Source organism: Allosphingosinicella sp., assembly GCF_035626655.1.
Classification (GTDB): domain Bacteria; phylum Pseudomonadota; class Alphaproteobacteria; order Sphingomonadales; family Sphingomonadaceae; genus Allosphingosinicella.
The window spans coordinates 168,119-185,538 of sequence record NZ_DASPNF010000013.1 but is presented as its reverse complement, the minus strand read 5'-3'; the positions used below and the strand labels follow the sequence as shown (position 1 = coordinate 185,538).

Sequence of the window (17,420 nt, the reverse complement as noted above, 5' to 3'; positions counted from 1 at the left end):
TTATCGGCACAGCGTTCGCGCTGCTTGCCTACATCGCCATCAGCAACGGACTGTTCATGGGCGATCCGCCTCCTTCGGATTTGTAAACTACGCATACGTCAAGGAATTTGGGGTAGCTGGGACGTCCGCTTTCCACCCATAGCTGCCAGGCTGCGCCCGACCCATTGCGGTCATCCGTCCCAGCCAGATCAGGTGATGCCGGATCAAGGCCGGCATGACGGAAGTGGGACGACGATCCGCCCGGTCGTCGCCCTGGACTCGATCCGCCTGCATTGACAATGGCCTGGCGCGCGCATTTGATACGGCATCCAGCTACGGAAAAGGGGTCTCACGTGGCGAAGACAACCAGCACGATCATCCGGTTTTCGGCGGCACTGCTTGCGTCAGCCGCGCTTGCGGCCTGCGGGGGAAGTGGGGGCGGAGGCGACGGCAAGAGCGGGAACGCCGCCGCCGCGAACGCCGGCACTGCGAGCGCGGAGGCCGACACGGCCGCCACAAGCCGTTTGTTCCCGGACAATTTCAAGGGCGTCTGCTCGGGCGCGTCGGTCTCGGCCGCGACCGCCTATGACCCGCAGGCCACGGCCCACAAGGCGCTCTATTTCGCGACCTACCGGGACGACCTGATGGACCAGTCGAGCTCGCTGCCGCGCGACTGGACCGTCCTGTTCTCCGCCGAGAGCGACGCGCTGAGGGCGATCGATCTGGTCGTCTGCGCGAGGCGCACGGCCGCGCGCCAGGTGAAGGTCTGCGACGGCTATCGGAACAATGGCCGCCCGACCCGGAACCAGGTCCGCTGGCATACCGCGACCTACGAGCTCTCGGTCAGGGAGGCCCGGACGGGAAGGGAGCTGGCGAAGACGACGGTCGAGGCGAGCAACAGCGACTGTCCGATGTTCCAGACGTTCAACGGGGAGTCGGAGACGATCGACGCTTATGCCTCTTTGCCCGATTCGACCGTTGCCGATTTCCTGAGGCCGCACATCACCCGGCAGTAGGCGCGCCTCCTAGCGGCCCGTTCGCCCTCGCGTTATGCTGGCGCGCGGCCGTTTCGTGGGGGGGGGGGAGCCATGGACTGGACCTTGTGGGCGGGCTTCGTCCTCGCCTCTTTGATCGTGGGCCTGCTGCCGGGGCCCGGCGTGACCAGCATCGTCGGCTACGCGCTGACCGCGGGGCGGAGCACGGCCCTGGCCTCGGTGTTCGGGGCGACCCTGGGCAATGCGACGGCGATGACCTTGTCGCTGCTCGGGGTCGGCGTGCTGCTCGAACAGTCGCCGGTCGCCTTCGCCGCGCTGAAATGGGCGGGGGCGGCCTATCTGGTCGCGCTCGGCGGCTGGTCGATCGTGACGGCGAAGCGCGGGAGCCTGGCGGCGGCGGAGGGCGGGCCGGCGATCAGGCCGCGCACCGCCTTCTGGGGGACGTTCGCGATCACCTCGATCAACCCCAAGACGATCATCTTCTTCGTCGCCTTCACCCCGCAATTCATCTCGTCGGACGGGGCCTATTGGCTGCAGGCGGCGGTGCTGCTGGTGACGTTCAGCGCGGTGGTGACGCTGAGCGACGGCTTCTACGCGGTCGCCGCGAGCTGGGTCGCGGGCTTCCTCAAGGGGCCGGATGTGAAGCTCTGGTCGCAGCGCGTCGGCGGCGCCGTGCTGGTCGCGGCGGGGGTGCTGACCGTGGCGCTGGTCGACTGACGGGCGCCTATTCCGAGACCGGGCGCCTGCGGGCCTCGCGGGAGGCAATCTGGCCCTTGGCCAGGATCGCGCCTTTCTCCAGCCGCTCGGAAGTTTCCAGCGCCGCCTCCGGGGTCATGGAGACGGAAACGCCGTTCGGGCCGTTGACGAGGACCTGCCCTTCGGCCGCATCCACCTCGCTCGGCGTATCGTGGATTTTCTCACCCATGTTAGTTCTTCCTCGTGCCGGGGAGGTTCAACGGTCGCGGGGCGGCGCCGTTCCCATGGTTGGGCGGCGGAACGGGGCGGCCGCGCGGCGGTTGTCCGGACATGACCGGGCAAGCGAGCAGGGCCGGCTGGAAGCTCGAGCCGCAGGCGCGCGCCGTCCTGCTCGAGCGCTTCCCGCCTTGCTATGCCTGCGCGGTCGCCGATCATGTCACGCTGAAGCCCGATTTGGCGGGCGAGGAACTGCCGCCGGCGCCGGGCGAGGCGCTGATCGTCGGGCGCGCGGACGACGGCGCGGGGGTCGAGGCGATGGTGGTGCGGCTCGACGGCACGACCGACCGGCCCGACGGCTCGACCTGGCACATCACCTGGTCGCTCGGCCCCGGGCGCGAGGCGAAGGAGAGCAATGACGTGATCGCGGCGCGAGGATGGGCGGAGTTCGACGAGGCGGTGCCGGTGACGCTCGTCCCGGCCCGCTGGCCCTAGGCGGTTGACTTTCGCGCCGGATCGGGGCGCAATCCGCGGGTCGGGACCTGGACAGGGGGGACGCTGCATGGCTGACGAACCGAACGGCAAGAACGATCCGGGCAGCCAGCAGCCGCCCCCGCTTGCCGACACGCCACCCCCGCCGCTCGCCGAGGCACCGCCCCCGCCGCTGGCCGAGGCGCCGCCACCGGCGCCTGCGGAGGCGCCACCCCCTGCGCCCGCCGAAGCGGCGCCGCCGCCGGTTGCCGCGGCACCGCCGCCGGCGCCCGCCATGCCGCCGCCGCCGCCTGCAATGCCGCCCCAGCCCGCCGCGGCGCCGGCCAGGCCCTTCCTCTCGCCGCTGCTGGTCGTCATCCTGGTCGTCGCCCTGCTCGCCGGGGTGGTCGCGATCCTTTATTTCGGCGGGGTGTTCGACCGGCTGGCGGGCGGGCAGGCGGAGCAGACGACCGCGCCGACCGCCGCGCCGCCGGCCAGCGAGGAGACGCCGCCCGCGCTCGCCACCGAGGAACTGGCGCCGCCGCCGGACGGGCTCACCTGCAACGAGGTCTATTCCGAGCGGGACGCGCGCGCCTTGCCCGAAGACAATAGCCGGCAGACCAACCGGATCGAAATCGCGCAGAGCGGCGAGATCCGGTGGAACGGCGCCGCGGTCGATGCAGTGCGGCTGCGGCAATATCTGGACATCGTCAGGACGATGGCGCCCCAGCCCCGCACGATCGTGAGCGTGGAGGCGGGCGCGCCCCTCGCCGCGCGGTCGGCGGTGGGCGAGGCGATCAGCCGGGCGATGGACTGCGATTATCTGCCGAACTGAACGGGCTCAGTCGGCCGGGGTCGTGGTCGGCGCCGACATGTTGAAGGGTTCGGGCAGCGGCGCCATCGCCAGGCCCGCTTCCTGCCAGGCGGCGAGGCCGCCGCGGTACCAGTAGATCTGGCCGTAGCCCGCGGCATTGGCGCGCAGCATGGCATTGTAGGATTCCCAGCAGCTGGCGCCCTGACAGAAGAAGACGAGCGGACGCGACGTGTCGCCGGCGGTCGCCTGCAGCAGCTGCAGCGAGAAGCGGACCTGGTGGATGTCCTCGAAGGTGCCGGGCATGCCGCCGTCGGGCATGTAGAGCGCGCCGGCGATGGTCTGCGGATGCGGCTGCGCGAGGACGTCGACGAGGATCGTGCGATTGTCCTGGGCGAGGCGCTGCAGATCCTCGGTGGTGACGCGCCCGCCGACGTTGATCGCCAGCGGCGTCGGCGTGCCGACATTGGTCTCGAGCTCGGCCTTGGGGGCGACGCCGAAATCGGTGAGCTCGTCGGCATAGCCGCGGGGCTGGGCCGGGGGCGGGTTCGGCTCCGGCGCGGGCTGGGGATTGTTCACGTCAGGGCCGGGAAGCGGGCCCGGCGGCTGTTGCTGGCGCGCGCCGAAGATCAGGACGAGCGCGATCACGATCACCGCGGCGCCGCCCGCGATCAGCCCGAACAGCAGCGGGCCGCGCGGCTTCGCCGCCGGTGCGGGCACCGGGGCCGGATTGCCCGCGGCGAGCGGCGGCGGGGCGGCCGGGGCGGGCGGTGGCGGCGATGGCGGCGGCGGCGCGGGCGGGGCCGGGGCCTCGGCGAGGGGCGGCGGCGCGGCGCCGCCGGCCTTCGGCGCCCAGCTCGGCGCCTTGCCGGTCAGGGTCTGCAGCTCCAGCACCAGCCGGGCCAAAGCCGCCTCGCGCCGCGCACCGTAGGCGTCGGTCCAGTGGCGGATCTTCAGGAAGAAGGCGAGGCCCGGCGCCGGCGCGATCTCGCCGAGGCGGACGGGGAGCATCGGCTTCTGGCTGGAGAAGGCCATCTCGGTCTCGGCGCGGACATAAGGCGAGGTGTTCGCGTCGGGCGTGACGAGGACGACGAAGGCCGCGCAGGTCTCGAGCGCGCGCTGCAGCTCCTCAGAATAATCGAAGCCCGGCCGGACGTCGCGCGGGGCGATCCAGGCGGTCATGCCCTTCGACTCGATCAAGGCGACGATCTCGTTCGCCTCGTCGCCATTTTCCGAGGCATAGCTGATGAAGACGTGCCCGCTCATGCTGCAGGTTTAGCCGCGGGCGGGGGGCTTGGGTAGGTGCGGCGACCCCAAAGAGTCATCCCGGCGAAGGCCGGGACCCATGAACGGCGGCAGCAGAAGGCGGGCCCTGCGCCCGTGCGTCCCCTTCAAATTCAGAGGTCATGGGTTCCGGCTTGCGCCGGGATGACTCAGGAGGGACCGTTCCGTGCGACCCACGCCGCCAGCTCCTTCGCTTCCTTCGCGGTCAGCTGGAGGCCGAGCTTGGTGCGGCGCCAGAGGATGTCCTCGGCGGTCCTCGCGAATTCCTGGTCGATCAGATAGCGGACCTCGCGCTCGTAGAGGCCGGCGCCGAAATGGCGGCCCATATCGCGCAGGTGGACGGCAGGGCCGACGACCCGGGCGATGCGCGTGCCATAGGCGCGGGCGAGGCGGACGACGAGCTCTTCCGGCATCCAGAGCGCGAGCGGGATCAGGGACGCGTTGAAGGCGGTGTCGATGTCGCCGCCGGGGAGCGGCGCGGTGCGGGTGAAGCGGAAACCACCGATGCCAACCTTGTCCAGCGCCTCCGAGGCGAGGTGGCGCGCAGTGGTGATCTTGCCGCCGAAGACGGAGAGCAATTTCGGGCCGGGCGTGTCGTCCAGCTCGAGGCGATAGTCGCGGGTGACGTCCTTAGCCTCCTTCTCGCCATCGTCGTAGAGCGCGCGGACGCCCGCATAGGACCAGCTCACCTCGGCAGGCGCGACCTGCGTCGTGAAATAGGCATTGGTGGCGGCGCAGAGATAGGTCACCTCGTCGGGAGTGACGATGGCGTCCCCGGGCGCGGCGACGGGCACGTCGGTGGTGCCGACCAGGTTGCGGTCGCCATAAGGCAGCGCGAAGACCACGCGGCCGTCCGGCTGCTGCAATATGTAGGCGTGGTCTCCCTCGTAAAGGCGCGGGACGAGGATGTGGCTGCCCTTGACCAGCCGGGCGCGGCTCTCCGCCTCGGTCTCGAGGCGCTGGTTGAGCGTCTCGGCCACCCAGGGGCCGGCGGCGTTGACGATGATGGTGGCGCGGACCTCGCGGCCGCCGGCGAGCTGCGCGACCCAGGCATCGCCGTCGCGGCGGGCCGAGAGGAATTCGGTGCGCGTCGCGATCTCCGCGCCGCGCTCGGCAGCGTCCACCGCGTTCAGGACGACGAGCCGGGCATCGTCCACCCAGGCGTCCCAATAGGTGCCGAGCTTGAAGCGGCCGGGCTTGAGCGGGGCGCGGAAAGCATTGGGCTTGCGGCCGAGGCCCCTGGAGCGCGGCAATTCGTCGCCGCGGGAGAGGAAATCGTAGAGCAGGAGGCCGAGCCGGATCATCCACCAGGGGCGGCCGCCGGGCGGATCGGGCAGCACGAATTGCAGCGGCCGGACGATATGCGGCGCGGTGGCGAGCATCGCTTGGCGTTCCCTCAGGCTCTCGCGGACCAGGCGGAACTCATATTGCTCGAGATAGCGCAGGCCGCCGTGGATCAATTTGGAGGAGGCCGAACTGGTATGGCTGGCAAGATCGTCCTTCTCGACGAGCAGCACCCTGAGCCCGCGCCCCGCCGCGTCGCGCGCGATCGCGGTGCCGTTGATGCCGCCGCCGATGACGAGGAGATCGAAGGAGTCCATGGTGGACCCTTAGCGTCATGCCGAACTTGATTCAGCATCCATGAACGCGGATTGTGCGGGTTCGCGAAGACGGAGTTCACAGTTCCCGGATCAGGTCCGGGATGACGAAAGGGGAGGCCATGTCCACGATGATCGCCCTGCTGCTGGCGACGGCGCAGCCTGCAAATGCTCCCGCGACGCCGGACTGGCGGCCGCTCGGGACCGCCAGGGATCGGTTTGAGCTGGCCTGGGACGCGGCCAGTGTGCAGCGCGGGCCCGAGGTGGTCACGGTGACCTTCAGAACCCGGGCGATCCAGTCGCCCGAAAGCTCGCCGCGGGCGATCTCGCGGGCGGAGATACGCTGCGCCGCGGCGATGATGCGCGTGATCGAGACGATCACCTACGCCCCGGACGGGTCGGTGGTCCGCAGGGACACGGTGCCGCCGCCATTCGAGAGCATTCCGCCGGGCAGCTTTGTCGCCACGATCCGGGACGCGGTTTGCTGAGGTGACGCAGGACCGGACCTGGCTCATCGTCGCGGGCGTGCTCAGCGCCCTCGCGGCGCTCGCCCATCTCGCGGTGATCGCCGGCGGGCCGGACTGGTACCGCTTCTTCGGCGCCGGCGAAGGGATGGCGCGTGCGGCGGAGCGGGGCGAGCTGCGGCCGGCCCTTATCACCGCCGGCATCGCGGCGATCCTGTTCGTCTGGGCCGCCTACGCCTTTTCGGCCGCCGGGCTGATCCCGCGCCTGCCCCTGCTGCGGACGGGGCTGGTGGCGATCAGCGCGGTCTATCTGCTGCGGGCGCTCGCCCCGGCCGCGATCCTGCTGCTGCGGCCCGGCATGATGAGCCCCTTCTGGTGGTGGAGTTCGGCGATCGTGCTGGTCTATGGGCTGGCCTATGCGATCGGCACCCGGGCGGCCTGGCCGCGGCTGAGCGGGGCGGGACAGGCGTTGTGACGGCGAAACAGACGAAGTCCGACCTTCTCCACTTCCTCCGCTCGCGTGGGGCGAACCCCGAGAAGGTCGGGGCCGTGATGCCGTCGGGCGATGCGCTGGCCAGGCTCATCACCAGGGAGATCGGGGCCCGGCATGCCCCCGTCATCGAACTCGGCGCGGGCACGGGCGTGTTCAGCCGGGCACTGATTGCGCGCGGCGTCGACGAGGGCGACCTGACGCTCATCGAAAGCGGGCCGAACTTCCTCAAGATGCTGCGCGAGCGTTTTCCGCGCGCCCATGTCGTGAAGGCGGACGCCGCGCGGATCGCCGGCCTCGAACTTTACGCGCCGGGCAGCGTCGGTGCGGTGGTCAGCGGCCTGCCGCTCCTGTCCATGTCGCCCCGCAAGATCATGAGCGTGCTGATCGACGCCTTCCACTATCTGCGCGAGGACGGCGCCTTCTACCAGTTCACCTACGGCCCGCGCTGCCCGGTCCCCAAGCCGATCCGCGAGCGGCTCGGCCTGGAGCATAAGCGGATCGGCCGGACCCTGCGCAATCTGCCACCGGCGACGGTGTACCGGATCACGCGGAAGCGCTGACGCCCACAGGGAATCGGAAGAAAAAGCTGGATTCCCGTGGTCGCGGGAATGACGATGGCGAGTGGAGACCATGGTTATGAGCGATACCATCCTCGTCATCGACGCCGGCACCACCAGCACGCGGGCGATGCTGTTCGCGACGGACGGGGCGTGCCTGGGCACCGAGCAGGCGGAGCTGACGCAGCATTATCCGCGGCCGGGCTGGGTCGAGCATGATGCGGAGGAGATCTGGGAACGGACGCTGGCCTGCGCGCGGGCGGTGGTGGCGAAGGCGGGCGGAGCGGCGAATATCGCGGGGATCGGGATTACCAACCAGCGTGAGACGATATGCTTCTGGTCACGATCCTCGGGGCGGGCGCTGGCCCGGGCGATCGTCTGGCAGGACCGGCGGACGGCCGAACTCTGCGCGGCGCTGAAGGAGGCCGGGCACGAGGGCGCGGTGCAGGCGAAGACCGGGCTGCTGCTCGACCCCTATTTTTCGGCCTCCAAGATCGGCTGGGCGATGGCGCACTGGCCCGAGGTCGCGGCGGCCGGGGACGACCTGTGCATTGGCACGGTGGAGTCCTGGCTCGTCTACAGGCTGACCGGCGGGCTGCACGTCACCGACGCGACCAATGCGTCGCGGACGGCGCTGATGGACATCCACAGAGGCAGCTGGGAGGCGGGGCTTTGCGACCTGTTCGGCGCGCCGGCGGCGGCGCTGCCGGAGATCGTCGATTGCGCCGGCCAATATGGCGACACCGATCCGGACCTGTTCGGCGCTTCGATCCCGATCTGCGGCATGGCGGGAGACCAGCAGGCGGCGGCAATCGGGCAATGCTGCCTGGCGCCGGGCGAGACCAAGGCGACCTACGGGACGGGCGCGTTCGTGCTCACCCACACAGGCGAAGCGGCGCCGGTTTCGCGGCACCGGCTGCTGACCACATTGGCCTGGCAGCTGGGCGGCGAGCGGCGCTACGCGCTCGAAGGCTCGGTGTTCGTCGCCGGCAGCCTGATCCAGTGGCTGAGGGACGCGCTCGGCATGCTGGTGACGGCGCCGGAGAGCGAGGCCCTGGCGCGCTCGGTGGCGGACAATGCGGGCGTCTATCTGGTGCCGGCTCTGGCTGGGCTCGGCGCGCCGCACTGGCGGCCGGACGCGCGCGGGGCGCTGACCGGGCTCAGCTTCGCCGCCGGGCGGGCCCATGTCGTGCGCGCGGCGCTGGAGGCGATGGCGCACCAGACGCACGACCTGATGGCCGCCTTCGCCGGCGACGGCGCCGCCTGGGAATGCCTGAAGGTGGACGGCGGCATGGTCGCGAACGACTGGCTGGCGCAGGACCTGGCGGACGTGCTGGCGCTGGAGGTGGAGCGGCCGGCCTTCATCGAGACGACGGCGCTCGGCGCGGCGATGCTGGCCGGGGTCGGAGCCGGTCTGTTCGGTTCGCTGGAGGAAGCGGCGGCGATGCGCGGCGCAGTCAGGCGCTTCGCTCCCGCCATGGAGGAGGCGGTGCGGACGGCGCGGCTGGCGGGCTGGCGCAAGGCGATCGACTCCGTCCTCTCCGCCTGAGCCGGCGGACAGCGTCCGTTCAGCAGATTCTTGCTAAGCCCTTGCAAAGCAGGGCGCGGGGCGTAAATTCCGCGCGCTCACTCAAGACTGCATAAGGGCTCATCATGAAGAAGATTTACGTCGCGCTGGCGGCCGCGGGCTGCGTTGCCGGCATGCCGCTGCTCGCCCAGTCGGGCAATCAGGCCGCCGCTCCCAAGATGCACTCCGTGCATGGCGAGCTGATCCTGTACAAGGAAGCCAATTTCAACGGCGAGCAGATGATCGTCGACGAGGCGAACTCGGCCGTCCGCACGGAGTGGAACATCCGCTCGCTTTCGCTGCATCCCGGCGACCGCTGGCAGATCTGCGCGCGGCCGCGCTTCCGCGAGCCGTGCATCATCCTGACGCGCAATGTCGCCGATGCGACGATGATCGGCATCGAGGGCCAGATCGGCTCGGCCCGGCCCGCGCCGGAGCCGGCGGCGGCCGCCCCTGCGGGGAATTGAGGGGCTAAACCTTCGCGCCGAGGGGCGGCGGCGGCGCCACCGTCCCCTCCGGCGGCACCCATGAATCGTCGATCATCTTGATGATCGCGGAGAAATCCTTGCCGCCGCCGCCGAGCGCCTCGGCGAAACGCGTGTAGAGCTCCTCGGCCTCGGCACCCATCGGCGTGTAGGCGTCGACGCTCTCGGCCGCCGCCATGGCGAGGCGCAGGTCCTTCAGCATCAGGGCCGCCGCAAAGCCGCCTTCATAGTCGCGGTCGGCGGGCGTCTCGGGGCCGACGCCGGGGACCGGGCAGTAGCTGGTCATCGACCAGGACTGGCCCGAGGCCTTTGACGAGATGTCGTAGAAGGTCTGCAGGTCGAGACCGAGCCTTTTCGCCATGGCGAAGGCCTCGCAGGTCGCGACCATGGTGGCGCCCAGCAGCATGTTGTTGCAGATCTTGGCCGCCTGGCCGGCGCCCGCCTCGCCGGCATGGATCACCGCCTTGCCCATCTGCTCGAGGAACGGCCGGGCGCGCGCGAAGGCCGCGTCGGTGCCACCGGCCATGAAGGTGAGCGTCCCCGCCTCGGCCGCGGCGATGCCGCCGGAGACGGGGGCGTCGACCATGTCGTAGCCCGCGGCGGCGGCGTCGGCGATCACGGCGCGGGCGGAGGCCACGTCGATGGTCGAGCAGTCCATCAGGATCGCGCCCTTCGGCGCCTGGCCGAGCACGCTCTCGGCATAGACGGCGCGGACATGCCTGCCGGCGGGGAGCATGGTGACGACGGCCTCGGCATCCTTCATCGCTTCGGCAGCGGTGGCGGCGCGCGTTGCGCCGCGGCCCTCGGCGCGGGCGAGGGCGTCCGCGCTGAGGTCGAAGGCGACGACCTCATGCCCCGCCTTGACGAGGTTCGCGGCCATGCCGCCGCCCATATTGCCGAGCCCGATAAATGCGACGCGTGCCATTTCACTCTCTCCGTGATGCTCCGGCGTAGGCCGGAGCGTTGTGGGGTGTATCTCCCGCGCTTCCGCGCTGCATCCGCCGCTCCGGCCTTCGCCGGAGCACGGCTATCACTTCCCCTTCCACTCCGCCGCACGCTTGGCGACGAAGGCGGTCATGCCTTCCTTCTGGTCCTCGGTGCCGAACAGGCCGTGGAACAGGCGGCGCTCGAACAATATCCCCTGGGCGAGACCGGTCTCGAAGGCGGCGTTGACCATCTCCTTGTTGGCGATGGCGGCGAGCGGGGCCATGGCGGCGATCTGCCCGGCGGTCTTCAGCGCCTCGGCGAGCAAATCGGCGGCGGGTACGACGCGGGCGACGAGGCCGGCGCGCTCCGCTTCCTCGGCGCCCATCATCCGGCCGGTCAGGCACATCTCCATCGCCTTGGCCTTGCCGATCGCGCGGGTGAGGCGCTGCGAGCCGCCCATGCCGGGGGCGACGCCGAGCTTGATCTCGGGCTGGCCGAACTTCGCTGTGTCCGCGGCGATGATGAAGTCCGCCATCATCGCCACCTCGCAGCCGCCGCCGAGCGCGAAGCCCGCGACCGCCGCGAGCCAGGGTTTGCGGGTCGCCGTGACCTTCTCCCAGCCAGCGAAGAAGTTGCTGCCGTACATCTCGGCAAAGCCCTGCGCCTCCATCTCCTTGATGTCGGCGCCGGCGGCGAAGGCCTTCTCGCTGCCGGTGAGGACGAGGCAGCGCTGGCTGTCGTCGACGTCGTAGGCGGCGAAGGCGGCGATCAATTCGGCGAGGACGGTGGAATTGAGGGCATTGAGCGCCTGGGGGCGGTTCAGGGTGACGAGCGTGACTGCGCCCTGCTGCTCGACCAGGATGGTTTCGTAATCTGCCATGTCTCACTCGCTTTCGTGCTCCGGCGAAGGCCGGAGCGTTGGCCTTTTGTCTCCGGCGCTTTCGCGCTTCGTCCAGCGCTCCGGCCTTCGCCGGAGCACATCTATCTCATCCGTACGTAGCTGCCCGGCGCCGGCTCCAGCTCGTTCTTCGGCTTTCTCGCCTTGACCTTCGCGCCGCCGTCCCGCACCAGCCAGGCCTGCCATTCGGGCCACCAGCTGCCTTCGTTGCGGGTGGCGGTTTCCAGCCATTGTTCTGCGCTGTCCGGCATGTCGGCGTTGGTCCAGTAGCCATGCTTGTTCGCCGAGGGCGGGTTGATCACGCCGGCATTGTGGCCGGAGCCGCCGAGCAGGAAGCGCGTCTCGCCGCCGAGCAGTTTCGCGCCGTCATAGGTGGCCTGCCAGGCGGAGACATGGTCGTCCTTGAGCGAGATGATCATGGCCGGCGTGTCGAAGGCGAGGGCGCCGGGCTCGGTCAGTTCGTTGGCGACGAGGATGCGCTTCGTCCAGTCCATCAGGAAGGCGGCGGGGATATGGGCGCCGTCGGCGAACCAGTGGAGGATGTCCGAAGGCGGCAGCTCCTTGTCGAGCAGATAATGGGCGACGACCGAGGACCAGATCAGATCATTGGCGCGGACGACGGAGAAGAGCGCCTGCAGCTCGTGCGCGGCCATAACGCCCTTCGCCTCGAGATGCTTCTCCATCGCCTCGAGCTGGGCGGGTTCGCGGAAGGTCGCCCACTGGCCCATGTCGGTGAAGTCGAACATCGAGCCGATCGTGGTCAGCGAGGCGATGCGGCCGGGCGCGGCGCGGGCGGCGGCCATGGCGGCGAGGGTGCCGCCCATGCAGAAGCCGAACAGGTCGACCGCCTTCTCGCCGGTCGCCTTCTCGATGACGTCCAGCGCGGCAAGGGGACCCTCGTCGAGATAGGCGTCGAGGCCCTTGCCGGCGAGCTCGGGGCCAGGATTGACCCAGGAGATGACGAAGAGCGTGTGGCCCTGCTCGACCAGCCAGCGGATCAGGCTCGACCTGGGCTGGAGGTCCAGCAGGTAATATTTGTTCACCAGCGGCGGCACGTAGAGCAGGGGGCGCCTGTAGACCTCGTCCGTCGCGGGGGCGTACTGGATGAGCTGCATCAGCTCGTTCTGGAAGATCACGCTGCCGGGCGTCGCGGCGATATCCCGGCCGAGCTCGAACTCCGCCGAGGTGCGGCGGACCGGGAGCTTCGCGTCGGTGGCCGCGTCGGCGAGCAGGTTGGCGAGGCCGGAGAGCAGGCTGATCGAGCCGGTGTCGATCGCCCGGCGGATCGCCTCCGGATTGGTGAAGGCGAAATTGGCCGGGCTGAGCGCGTCCATATAGGCGCGCGTGTAGAATTCGGCGCGGGTGCGGGTGGCCTCGTCGACATCGGCGTTGGCGACGAGGTCGGCAGCCTGTTTCGAGGCGAGCAGATAGGCCTGCTTGAGATAATCGAAGACCGGCTCCTCGCTCCAGGCGGCGTCGCCGAAGCGGCGGTCGCCGCGCTCGGGAGCGATGACCGGCTCGACCTCGGCGCCGGCGAGGCGGCGGGCGCTGGCGCCCCAGAGCTCCATCCATTCCGAGGCGGCATGCTGGCTCGCCTGGAGAACGGCCATCGGGTTGGACCAGAGCTGGACCGAGAATTCGGCCATGGCGCGGGCCGGCGCGGTCGGATCGAAGGCGAGGGTAGAGGGCGTGTGCACGGCGCCGGCGCGGATCGCGGCGATGCCGTTCTCGATGACACGGGTCCAGGCGGCGGCCAGCTCGGCCGGTTGGGGGGCGGAGTCGGGGAGGTGCCAGACGCGGGAGTCGGTCATTTCACAACTTTCGTCATTGCGAGCGAAGCGAAGCAACCCAGTGCCGCTTCGAAGACCTGCTGGGTTGCCGCGTCGCTCCGCTCCTCGCAATGACGGTGAAAGGTCACGAATCCGCTCCCAGCGGGGTCCAGGCCTGTTCTGGCGGCAAAGGCTCGAAGATGCGGTCGATCATCTCGTCGGTGACGCCTTCGGGGGTGGGCGGGTTCCACCTCGGCGCATTGTCCTTGTCGATCAGCAGGGCGCGGACGCCCTCGATGAAGTCGGGATGGCGGAACATGCGCACGACGATGCCATATTCGAGGCGCATCTCGTCGAGGAAATGGAATTGCAGCGGGCTCTCGACGAGCAGGCGCAGCGAGACCTTGCAGGCGGTGGGCGACTTCTTGCGCAAAGTCGCCAGCTCCTTCCGCGCCCAGTCCGAGCCGTCCTCCTCGAGGCAGTCGATTATGTCCTCCAGCCGGTCCGAGGCGAAGCAGCGGTCGATGATCGCGTAATTCTGGACGATGCGGGCCGGGGGCGGCTCGATGCTCGCCTTGCGCAGGATCGCCTCGACATGCTCGGGGACCTCGACGAGCTGGCGCTTCACCTCCTCCAGCCGGTCGGAGGGGATGTAGTGGGTGGCGAGGCCGAGGGCCATGCATTCGGCGCCGTCGAGCCGGGCGCCGGTCAGCGCCAGGAACTGGGCCATCCGGCCGCGCAGGCGGGAAAGGTAGCGGCCGCCGCCGACGTCGGGGAACAGGCCGATCGAGGTTTCCGGCATGGCGAAGACGGTGCGCTCGGTCGCGATCCGGTACTTGCACGGGCAGGAAATGCCGACGCCGCCGCCCATGGTGATGCCGTCCATGAACACGACCCCGCGCTTGGGGTACGTGTACATGAGGTGGTTCATCCGATATTCCTGGAAGAAGAAGGCCTGGCCCGCCGCGCCATGCCCCTCGGCGCTCTTCGCGATCGTGACGACGTCGCCGCCGGCGCAGAAGCCGCGGCCCTCCGCATGATCGATCAGGATCAATTTCACCGCCTGGTCATGCTGCCAGTTCTGCAGCGCTTCGGTGATCGCGCGGACCATGTCGAGGTCGAGCGCATTGATCGCCTGCGGCCGGTTCAGGCTCAGGCGGCCGGTGCGACCTTCGATGCGGCTGAGTATTTTGTCGGTCATCAATCCTCCCCGGGACGGGGAGGGGGACCAGGCGACGCCTGGTGGAGGGGGCTCTGTGCCTGGCCCCACTCCCCCTCCACCGTGCTCCGCACGGTCCCCCTCCCCGCGAGCGGGGAGGATCTGGTCATCGTCCGTCACTGCCGCGTCAGCTCCCGGCCGACGATCATGCGCATGACCTGGTTGGTGCCCTCGAGGATCGAGTGGACGCGGAGGTCGCGCCAGAAGCGCTCGATCGGATAGTCCTGCAGATAGCCGTAGCCGCCGTGGAGCTGCAGCGCGCGGTCGACGATCGAGGAGCCGCTGTCGGTGGCGAGGCGCTTGGCCATGGCCGCGAACTTGGTCTTGTCCGGCGCGTTCTCGGTGACCTTCACTGCGGCGGCGTAGAGCAGCATGCGGGCGGCCTGGAGCTCGGTCTCCATGTCGGCGAGCATGAACTGGGTGTTCTGGAAATCGGCGATGGCGGAGCCGAACTGCTTGCGCTCCTTCGTGTATTTGATCGCCTCGTCGAGGCAGCGCTGGGCGCCGCCGAGGCTGCAGGCGCCGATGTTGAGGCGGCCGCCGTCCAGGCCCATCATCGCGATGCGGAAACCCTCGCCCTCGCCGCCGACCAGATTCTCGGCGGGCACGCGGACGGAGTCGAAATTGACCTGGGCGGTGGGCTGCGAGTGCCAGCCGAGCTTCTTCTCCTGCGCGCCGAAGGAGACGCCGTCCATCTCCTTCTCGATGACCAGGCAGCTGATCCCCTTTGGCCCGTCCTGCCCGGTGCGGACCATGCAGATGTAATTCTCGTTCTTGCCGCCGCCCGAGATGAACGCCTTGGAGCCGGTGACGACATAATGGTCGCCGTCGCGGACCGCCCTGGTCTTCAGCGCCGCGGCGTCGGAGCCGGAGCCGGGCTCGGTCAGGCAGTAGGAGCCGATCCGCTCCATCGTCACCATCTGCGGAAGATATTTTTCCTTCACCGCCTGCGAGCCGAAGCGGTCGATCATCCAGGCGGTCATATTGTGGATCGAGATGAAGGCGCTGGTGGAGGGGCAGCCATAGGCCATGGCCTCCATGATGAGCGCGGCCTCGAGCCGGCCGAGGCCGATGCCGCCGGAGTCCTCGGAGACGTAGATCGAGCCGAAGCCGAGCTCGGCCGCGGCGCGGATCGTGTCGCGCGGGAAGATATGCTTCTCGTCCCACTCCGCGGCATGCGGAGTGATCGCATCGGCGGTGAACTGCTGCGCCATCTCCTGGATCTGGCGCTGCTCGTCGGTGAGGTCGAACTGGCTCATGGGATCGTCGCTTTACTGGTGTTGGTATCTTCCGCAACCTTGGGCCGCGAACTTGTGAGGACGAAGGTGGCCACCGCTGCGACTAGGTTCACGACCACCCACACATAATATCCGGCATGGGCGCCTTCGAAGGTGTAGTAGTCAGGCCGCAGGAAGAGATCGAGCGTGTCGAGCGTGCACAGGACCAGCAGACCCGCCGACACCCGGAGCGCGCTCCGCCAAGGCGGACCCCATGCCAGCATGGCTAAGACGAGGAGCAAGAGCGGATTGGCCAACCATCCGAACTGAAAGGCTGCGATGCTGAGCGCGCCGGCTCTGAGTATTTCCCATCCGGCGAGGACGGGCGGGTCTGGCACCCGGCCGATATTAATCGTCAATGCCGGGAGCACGAGCGCCACGAGCCAACCTATAAAGAGCCCACCCGCGACGACGCGGCGCGTCGTCCGGCCTGCGCTCCAGTCGCTCATGCCGTTTCCTCGATCTCCGCCTTGGCCTCCGCAAACGCTTTCACCGCCCGCTCCAGCTCGTCGCGCGTGTGGGTCGCGCTGATCTGGGTGCGGATGCGGGCCTTGCCGCGGGGGACGACGGGGAAGGAGAAGGCGATCACGTAGACGCCTTTCGCCAGCAGCGCTTCGGCCAAGGCCGAGGCGCGGCGGGCGTCGTGGAGCATGACCGGGATGATCGGATGGTCGCCCGGGAGCAATTCGAAGCCGGCCTCGGTCAGGCCTTCGCGGAAGAAGCGCATATTGTCGCGGAGGCGGGCGCGGAGCTCCCGGCCGGCGGCGGCGAGCTCGACCGCCTTGGCCGCGCCGGCGACCATCGCCGGGGCGACGGTGTTGGAGAAGAGATAGGGGCGCGAGCGCTGGCGGAGGAGGTCGACGATCTCCTTCTTCGCGCTGGTGAAACCGCCCGAGGCGCCGCCGAGTGCCTTGCCGAGCGTGCCGGTGATGATGTCGATCCGGTCCATCACGCCGCAATGCTCCGGCGTGCCGCGGCCGCCTTCGCCCACGACGCCGGTGGCATGACTGTCGTCGACATGGACGAGCGCGCCATATTTCTCGGCGAGGTCGCAGATCGCCGCGAGCGGGGCGATATAGCCGTCCATCGAGAAGACGCCGTCGGTGGCGATCAGCTTGAAGCGGGCGCCGGCGGCGTCGGCCGCCTGCAGCTGCGCCTCCAGATCGGCCATGTCGGCATTTTTGTAGCGGTAGCGCTGCGCCTTGCAGAGGCGGACGCCGTCGATGATCGAGGCGTGGTTGAGCTCGTCTGAGATCACCGCGTCCTCGGGCCCGAGCAGCGTCTCGAACAGGCCGCCATTGGCGTCGAAGCAGGACGGGTAGAGGATCGTGTCCTCGGTGCCGAGCCAGCGGGAGAGCTGGTCCTCCAGCTGCTTGTGCACCGCCTGCGTGCCGCAGATGAAGCGGACCGAGGCCATGCCGTAGCCCCAACGCTCCAGCCCTTCCTGCGCGGCCTGGTTGACGCGCGGATCCTGGGCGAGGCCGAGATAATTGTTGGCGCAGAGATTGATCACGTCCTCGCCGGTGGCGACGTGGACATGGCTGCCCTGCGGGGTCGTGATCACCCGCTCGGTCTTGTAGAAGCCCGCCTCGCGGATGGAGTCGAGCTCGGCCTGGAGGTGTTGCTGATAGGTGCCGTACATTCTTGTCTCCTACATCGTCATTGCGAGCGAAGCGCGGCAATCCAGTCTGGGTTGCCGCGTCGCTGCGCTCCT

The 17,420-nt window shown here is 69.3% G+C and carries 19 protein-coding genes; 9 read left to right on the top strand and 10 right to left on the bottom strand.

Features of this window, described 5'->3' with window-relative positions; translation table 11 throughout:
• Window positions 1-332 precede the first annotated feature (332 nt).
• Together VEC11_RS12925 and VEC11_RS12920 are read left to right on the top strand one after the other, a co-directional pair.
• Complete coding sequence (locus VEC11_RS12925) at window positions 333-995, top strand: hypothetical protein (RefSeq protein WP_464131941.1); 663 nt, start codon at window positions 333-335, stop codon at window positions 993-995.
• Window positions 996-1,067: 72 nt separating this feature from the next.
• Window positions 1,068-1,691 carry a LysE family translocator gene (locus VEC11_RS12920; protein ID WP_464131939.1) on the top strand — a complete coding sequence of 208 codons (624 nt, stop codon included), beginning with the start codon at window positions 1,068-1,070 and terminating at the stop codon, window positions 1,689-1,691.
• 7 nt (window positions 1,692-1,698) lie between these two features.
• On the opposite strand, the gene VEC11_RS12915 is transcribed toward VEC11_RS12920, so the two are convergent.
• On the bottom strand, window positions 1,699-1,899 hold the full coding sequence (locus tag VEC11_RS12915; RefSeq protein ID WP_464131937.1) for a hypothetical protein: 201 nt from the start codon (window positions 1,897-1,899) through the stop codon (window positions 1,699-1,701).
• Between the two features lie 101 nt (window positions 1,900-2,000).
• On the opposite strand from VEC11_RS12915, the gene VEC11_RS12910 reads away from it, so the two are divergent.
• Together VEC11_RS12910 and VEC11_RS12905 are read left to right on the top strand one after the other, a co-directional pair.
• On the top strand, window positions 2,001-2,381 hold the full coding sequence (locus VEC11_RS12910) for a hypothetical protein (RefSeq protein WP_464131935.1): 381 nt from the start codon (window positions 2,001-2,003) through the stop codon (window positions 2,379-2,381).
• A gap of 67 nt (window positions 2,382-2,448) precedes the next feature.
• On the top strand, window positions 2,449-3,192 hold the full coding sequence (locus VEC11_RS12905) for a hypothetical protein (protein ID WP_464131933.1): 744 nt from the start codon (window positions 2,449-2,451) through the stop codon (window positions 3,190-3,192).
• 6 nt (window positions 3,193-3,198) lie between these two features.
• On the opposite strand, the gene VEC11_RS12900 is transcribed toward VEC11_RS12905, so the two are convergent.
• The gene (locus VEC11_RS12900) at window positions 3,199-4,434 is read right to left on the bottom strand and encodes a TIR domain-containing protein (RefSeq protein ID WP_464131931.1); all 1,236 of its coding nucleotides are present in this window, start codon (window positions 4,432-4,434) and stop codon (window positions 3,199-3,201) included.
• Window positions 4,435-4,601: 167 nt separating this feature from the next.
• The gene (gene glpD / locus VEC11_RS12895; RefSeq protein WP_464131929.1) at window positions 4,602-6,053 is read right to left on the bottom strand and encodes a glycerol-3-phosphate dehydrogenase; all 1,452 of its coding nucleotides are present in this window, start codon (window positions 6,051-6,053) and stop codon (window positions 4,602-4,604) included.
• A gap of 119 nt (window positions 6,054-6,172) precedes the next feature.
• On the opposite strand from glpD, the gene VEC11_RS12890 reads away from it, so the two are divergent.
• From VEC11_RS12890 to VEC11_RS12870, 5 genes are all read left to right on the top strand, one after another.
• Window positions 6,173-6,538, top strand: a complete 366-nt coding sequence (locus tag VEC11_RS12890; protein ID WP_464131927.1) for a surface-adhesin E family protein — start codon at window positions 6,173-6,175, stop codon at window positions 6,536-6,538.
• A gap of 1 nt (window position 6,539) precedes the next feature.
• Window positions 6,540-6,989, top strand: coding sequence for a hypothetical protein (locus VEC11_RS12885; RefSeq protein WP_464131925.1), 450 nt, complete (start codon window positions 6,540-6,542; stop codon window positions 6,987-6,989).
• Complete coding sequence (locus tag VEC11_RS12880) at window positions 6,986-7,567, top strand: class I SAM-dependent methyltransferase (RefSeq protein ID WP_464131923.1); 582 nt, start codon at window positions 6,986-6,988, stop codon at window positions 7,565-7,567. The genes VEC11_RS12885 and VEC11_RS12880 overlap by 4 nt, the downstream gene beginning before the upstream one ends.
• Window positions 7,568-7,643: 76 nt before the next feature.
• Entirely contained in the window at window positions 7,644-9,113 is a 1,470-nt protein-coding gene (glpK, locus tag VEC11_RS12875; protein ID WP_464131921.1) for a glycerol kinase GlpK, read from the top strand.
• 104 nt (window positions 9,114-9,217) lie between these two features.
• The gene (locus tag VEC11_RS12870; RefSeq protein ID WP_464131919.1) at window positions 9,218-9,598 is read left to right on the top strand and encodes a hypothetical protein; all 381 of its coding nucleotides are present in this window, start codon (window positions 9,218-9,220) and stop codon (window positions 9,596-9,598) included.
• A 4-nt stretch (window positions 9,599-9,602) separates the two neighbouring features.
• Here VEC11_RS12870 and mmsB read toward each other — a convergent pair whose 3' ends face one another.
• The 7 genes from mmsB to VEC11_RS12835 all read right to left on the bottom strand — a co-directional run bounded on the left by mmsB (window position 9,603) and on the right by VEC11_RS12835 (window position 17,348).
• Entirely contained in the window at window positions 9,603-10,541 is a 939-nt protein-coding gene (mmsB, locus tag VEC11_RS12865) for a 3-hydroxyisobutyrate dehydrogenase (RefSeq protein ID WP_464131917.1), read from the bottom strand.
• A 105-nt stretch (window positions 10,542-10,646) separates the two neighbouring features.
• Window positions 10,647-11,423 carry an enoyl-CoA hydratase gene (locus VEC11_RS12860; protein ID WP_464131915.1) on the bottom strand — a complete coding sequence of 259 codons (777 nt, stop codon included), beginning with the start codon at window positions 11,421-11,423 and terminating at the stop codon, window positions 10,647-10,649.
• Window positions 11,424-11,524: 101 nt separating this feature from the next.
• On the bottom strand, window positions 11,525-13,252 hold the full coding sequence (locus VEC11_RS12855; protein ID WP_464131913.1) for a PHA/PHB synthase family protein: 1,728 nt from the start codon (window positions 13,250-13,252) through the stop codon (window positions 11,525-11,527).
• Window positions 13,253-13,355: 103 nt separating this feature from the next.
• On the bottom strand, window positions 13,356-14,411 hold the full coding sequence (locus tag VEC11_RS12850; RefSeq protein WP_464131909.1) for an enoyl-CoA hydratase/isomerase family protein: 1,056 nt from the start codon (window positions 14,409-14,411) through the stop codon (window positions 13,356-13,358).
• A gap of 134 nt (window positions 14,412-14,545) precedes the next feature.
• Window positions 14,546-15,688 (bottom strand): acyl-CoA dehydrogenase family protein, encoded by a 1,143-nt coding sequence (locus VEC11_RS12845; RefSeq protein WP_464131907.1) that lies wholly within the window; start codon window positions 15,686-15,688, stop codon window positions 14,546-14,548.
• Window positions 15,685-16,155, bottom strand: a complete 471-nt coding sequence (locus VEC11_RS12840) for a hypothetical protein (protein WP_464131903.1) — start codon at window positions 16,153-16,155, stop codon at window positions 15,685-15,687. Before VEC11_RS12840 ends, VEC11_RS12845 begins: the two co-directional genes overlap by 4 nt.
• Window positions 16,152-17,348: a glycine C-acetyltransferase gene (locus VEC11_RS12835; RefSeq protein ID WP_464131901.1), complete on the bottom strand. Its 1,197-nt coding sequence runs from the start codon at window positions 17,346-17,348 to the stop codon at window positions 16,152-16,154. The genes VEC11_RS12840 and VEC11_RS12835 overlap by 4 nt, the downstream gene beginning before the upstream one ends.
• Window positions 17,349-17,420: the final 72 nt, after the last annotated feature.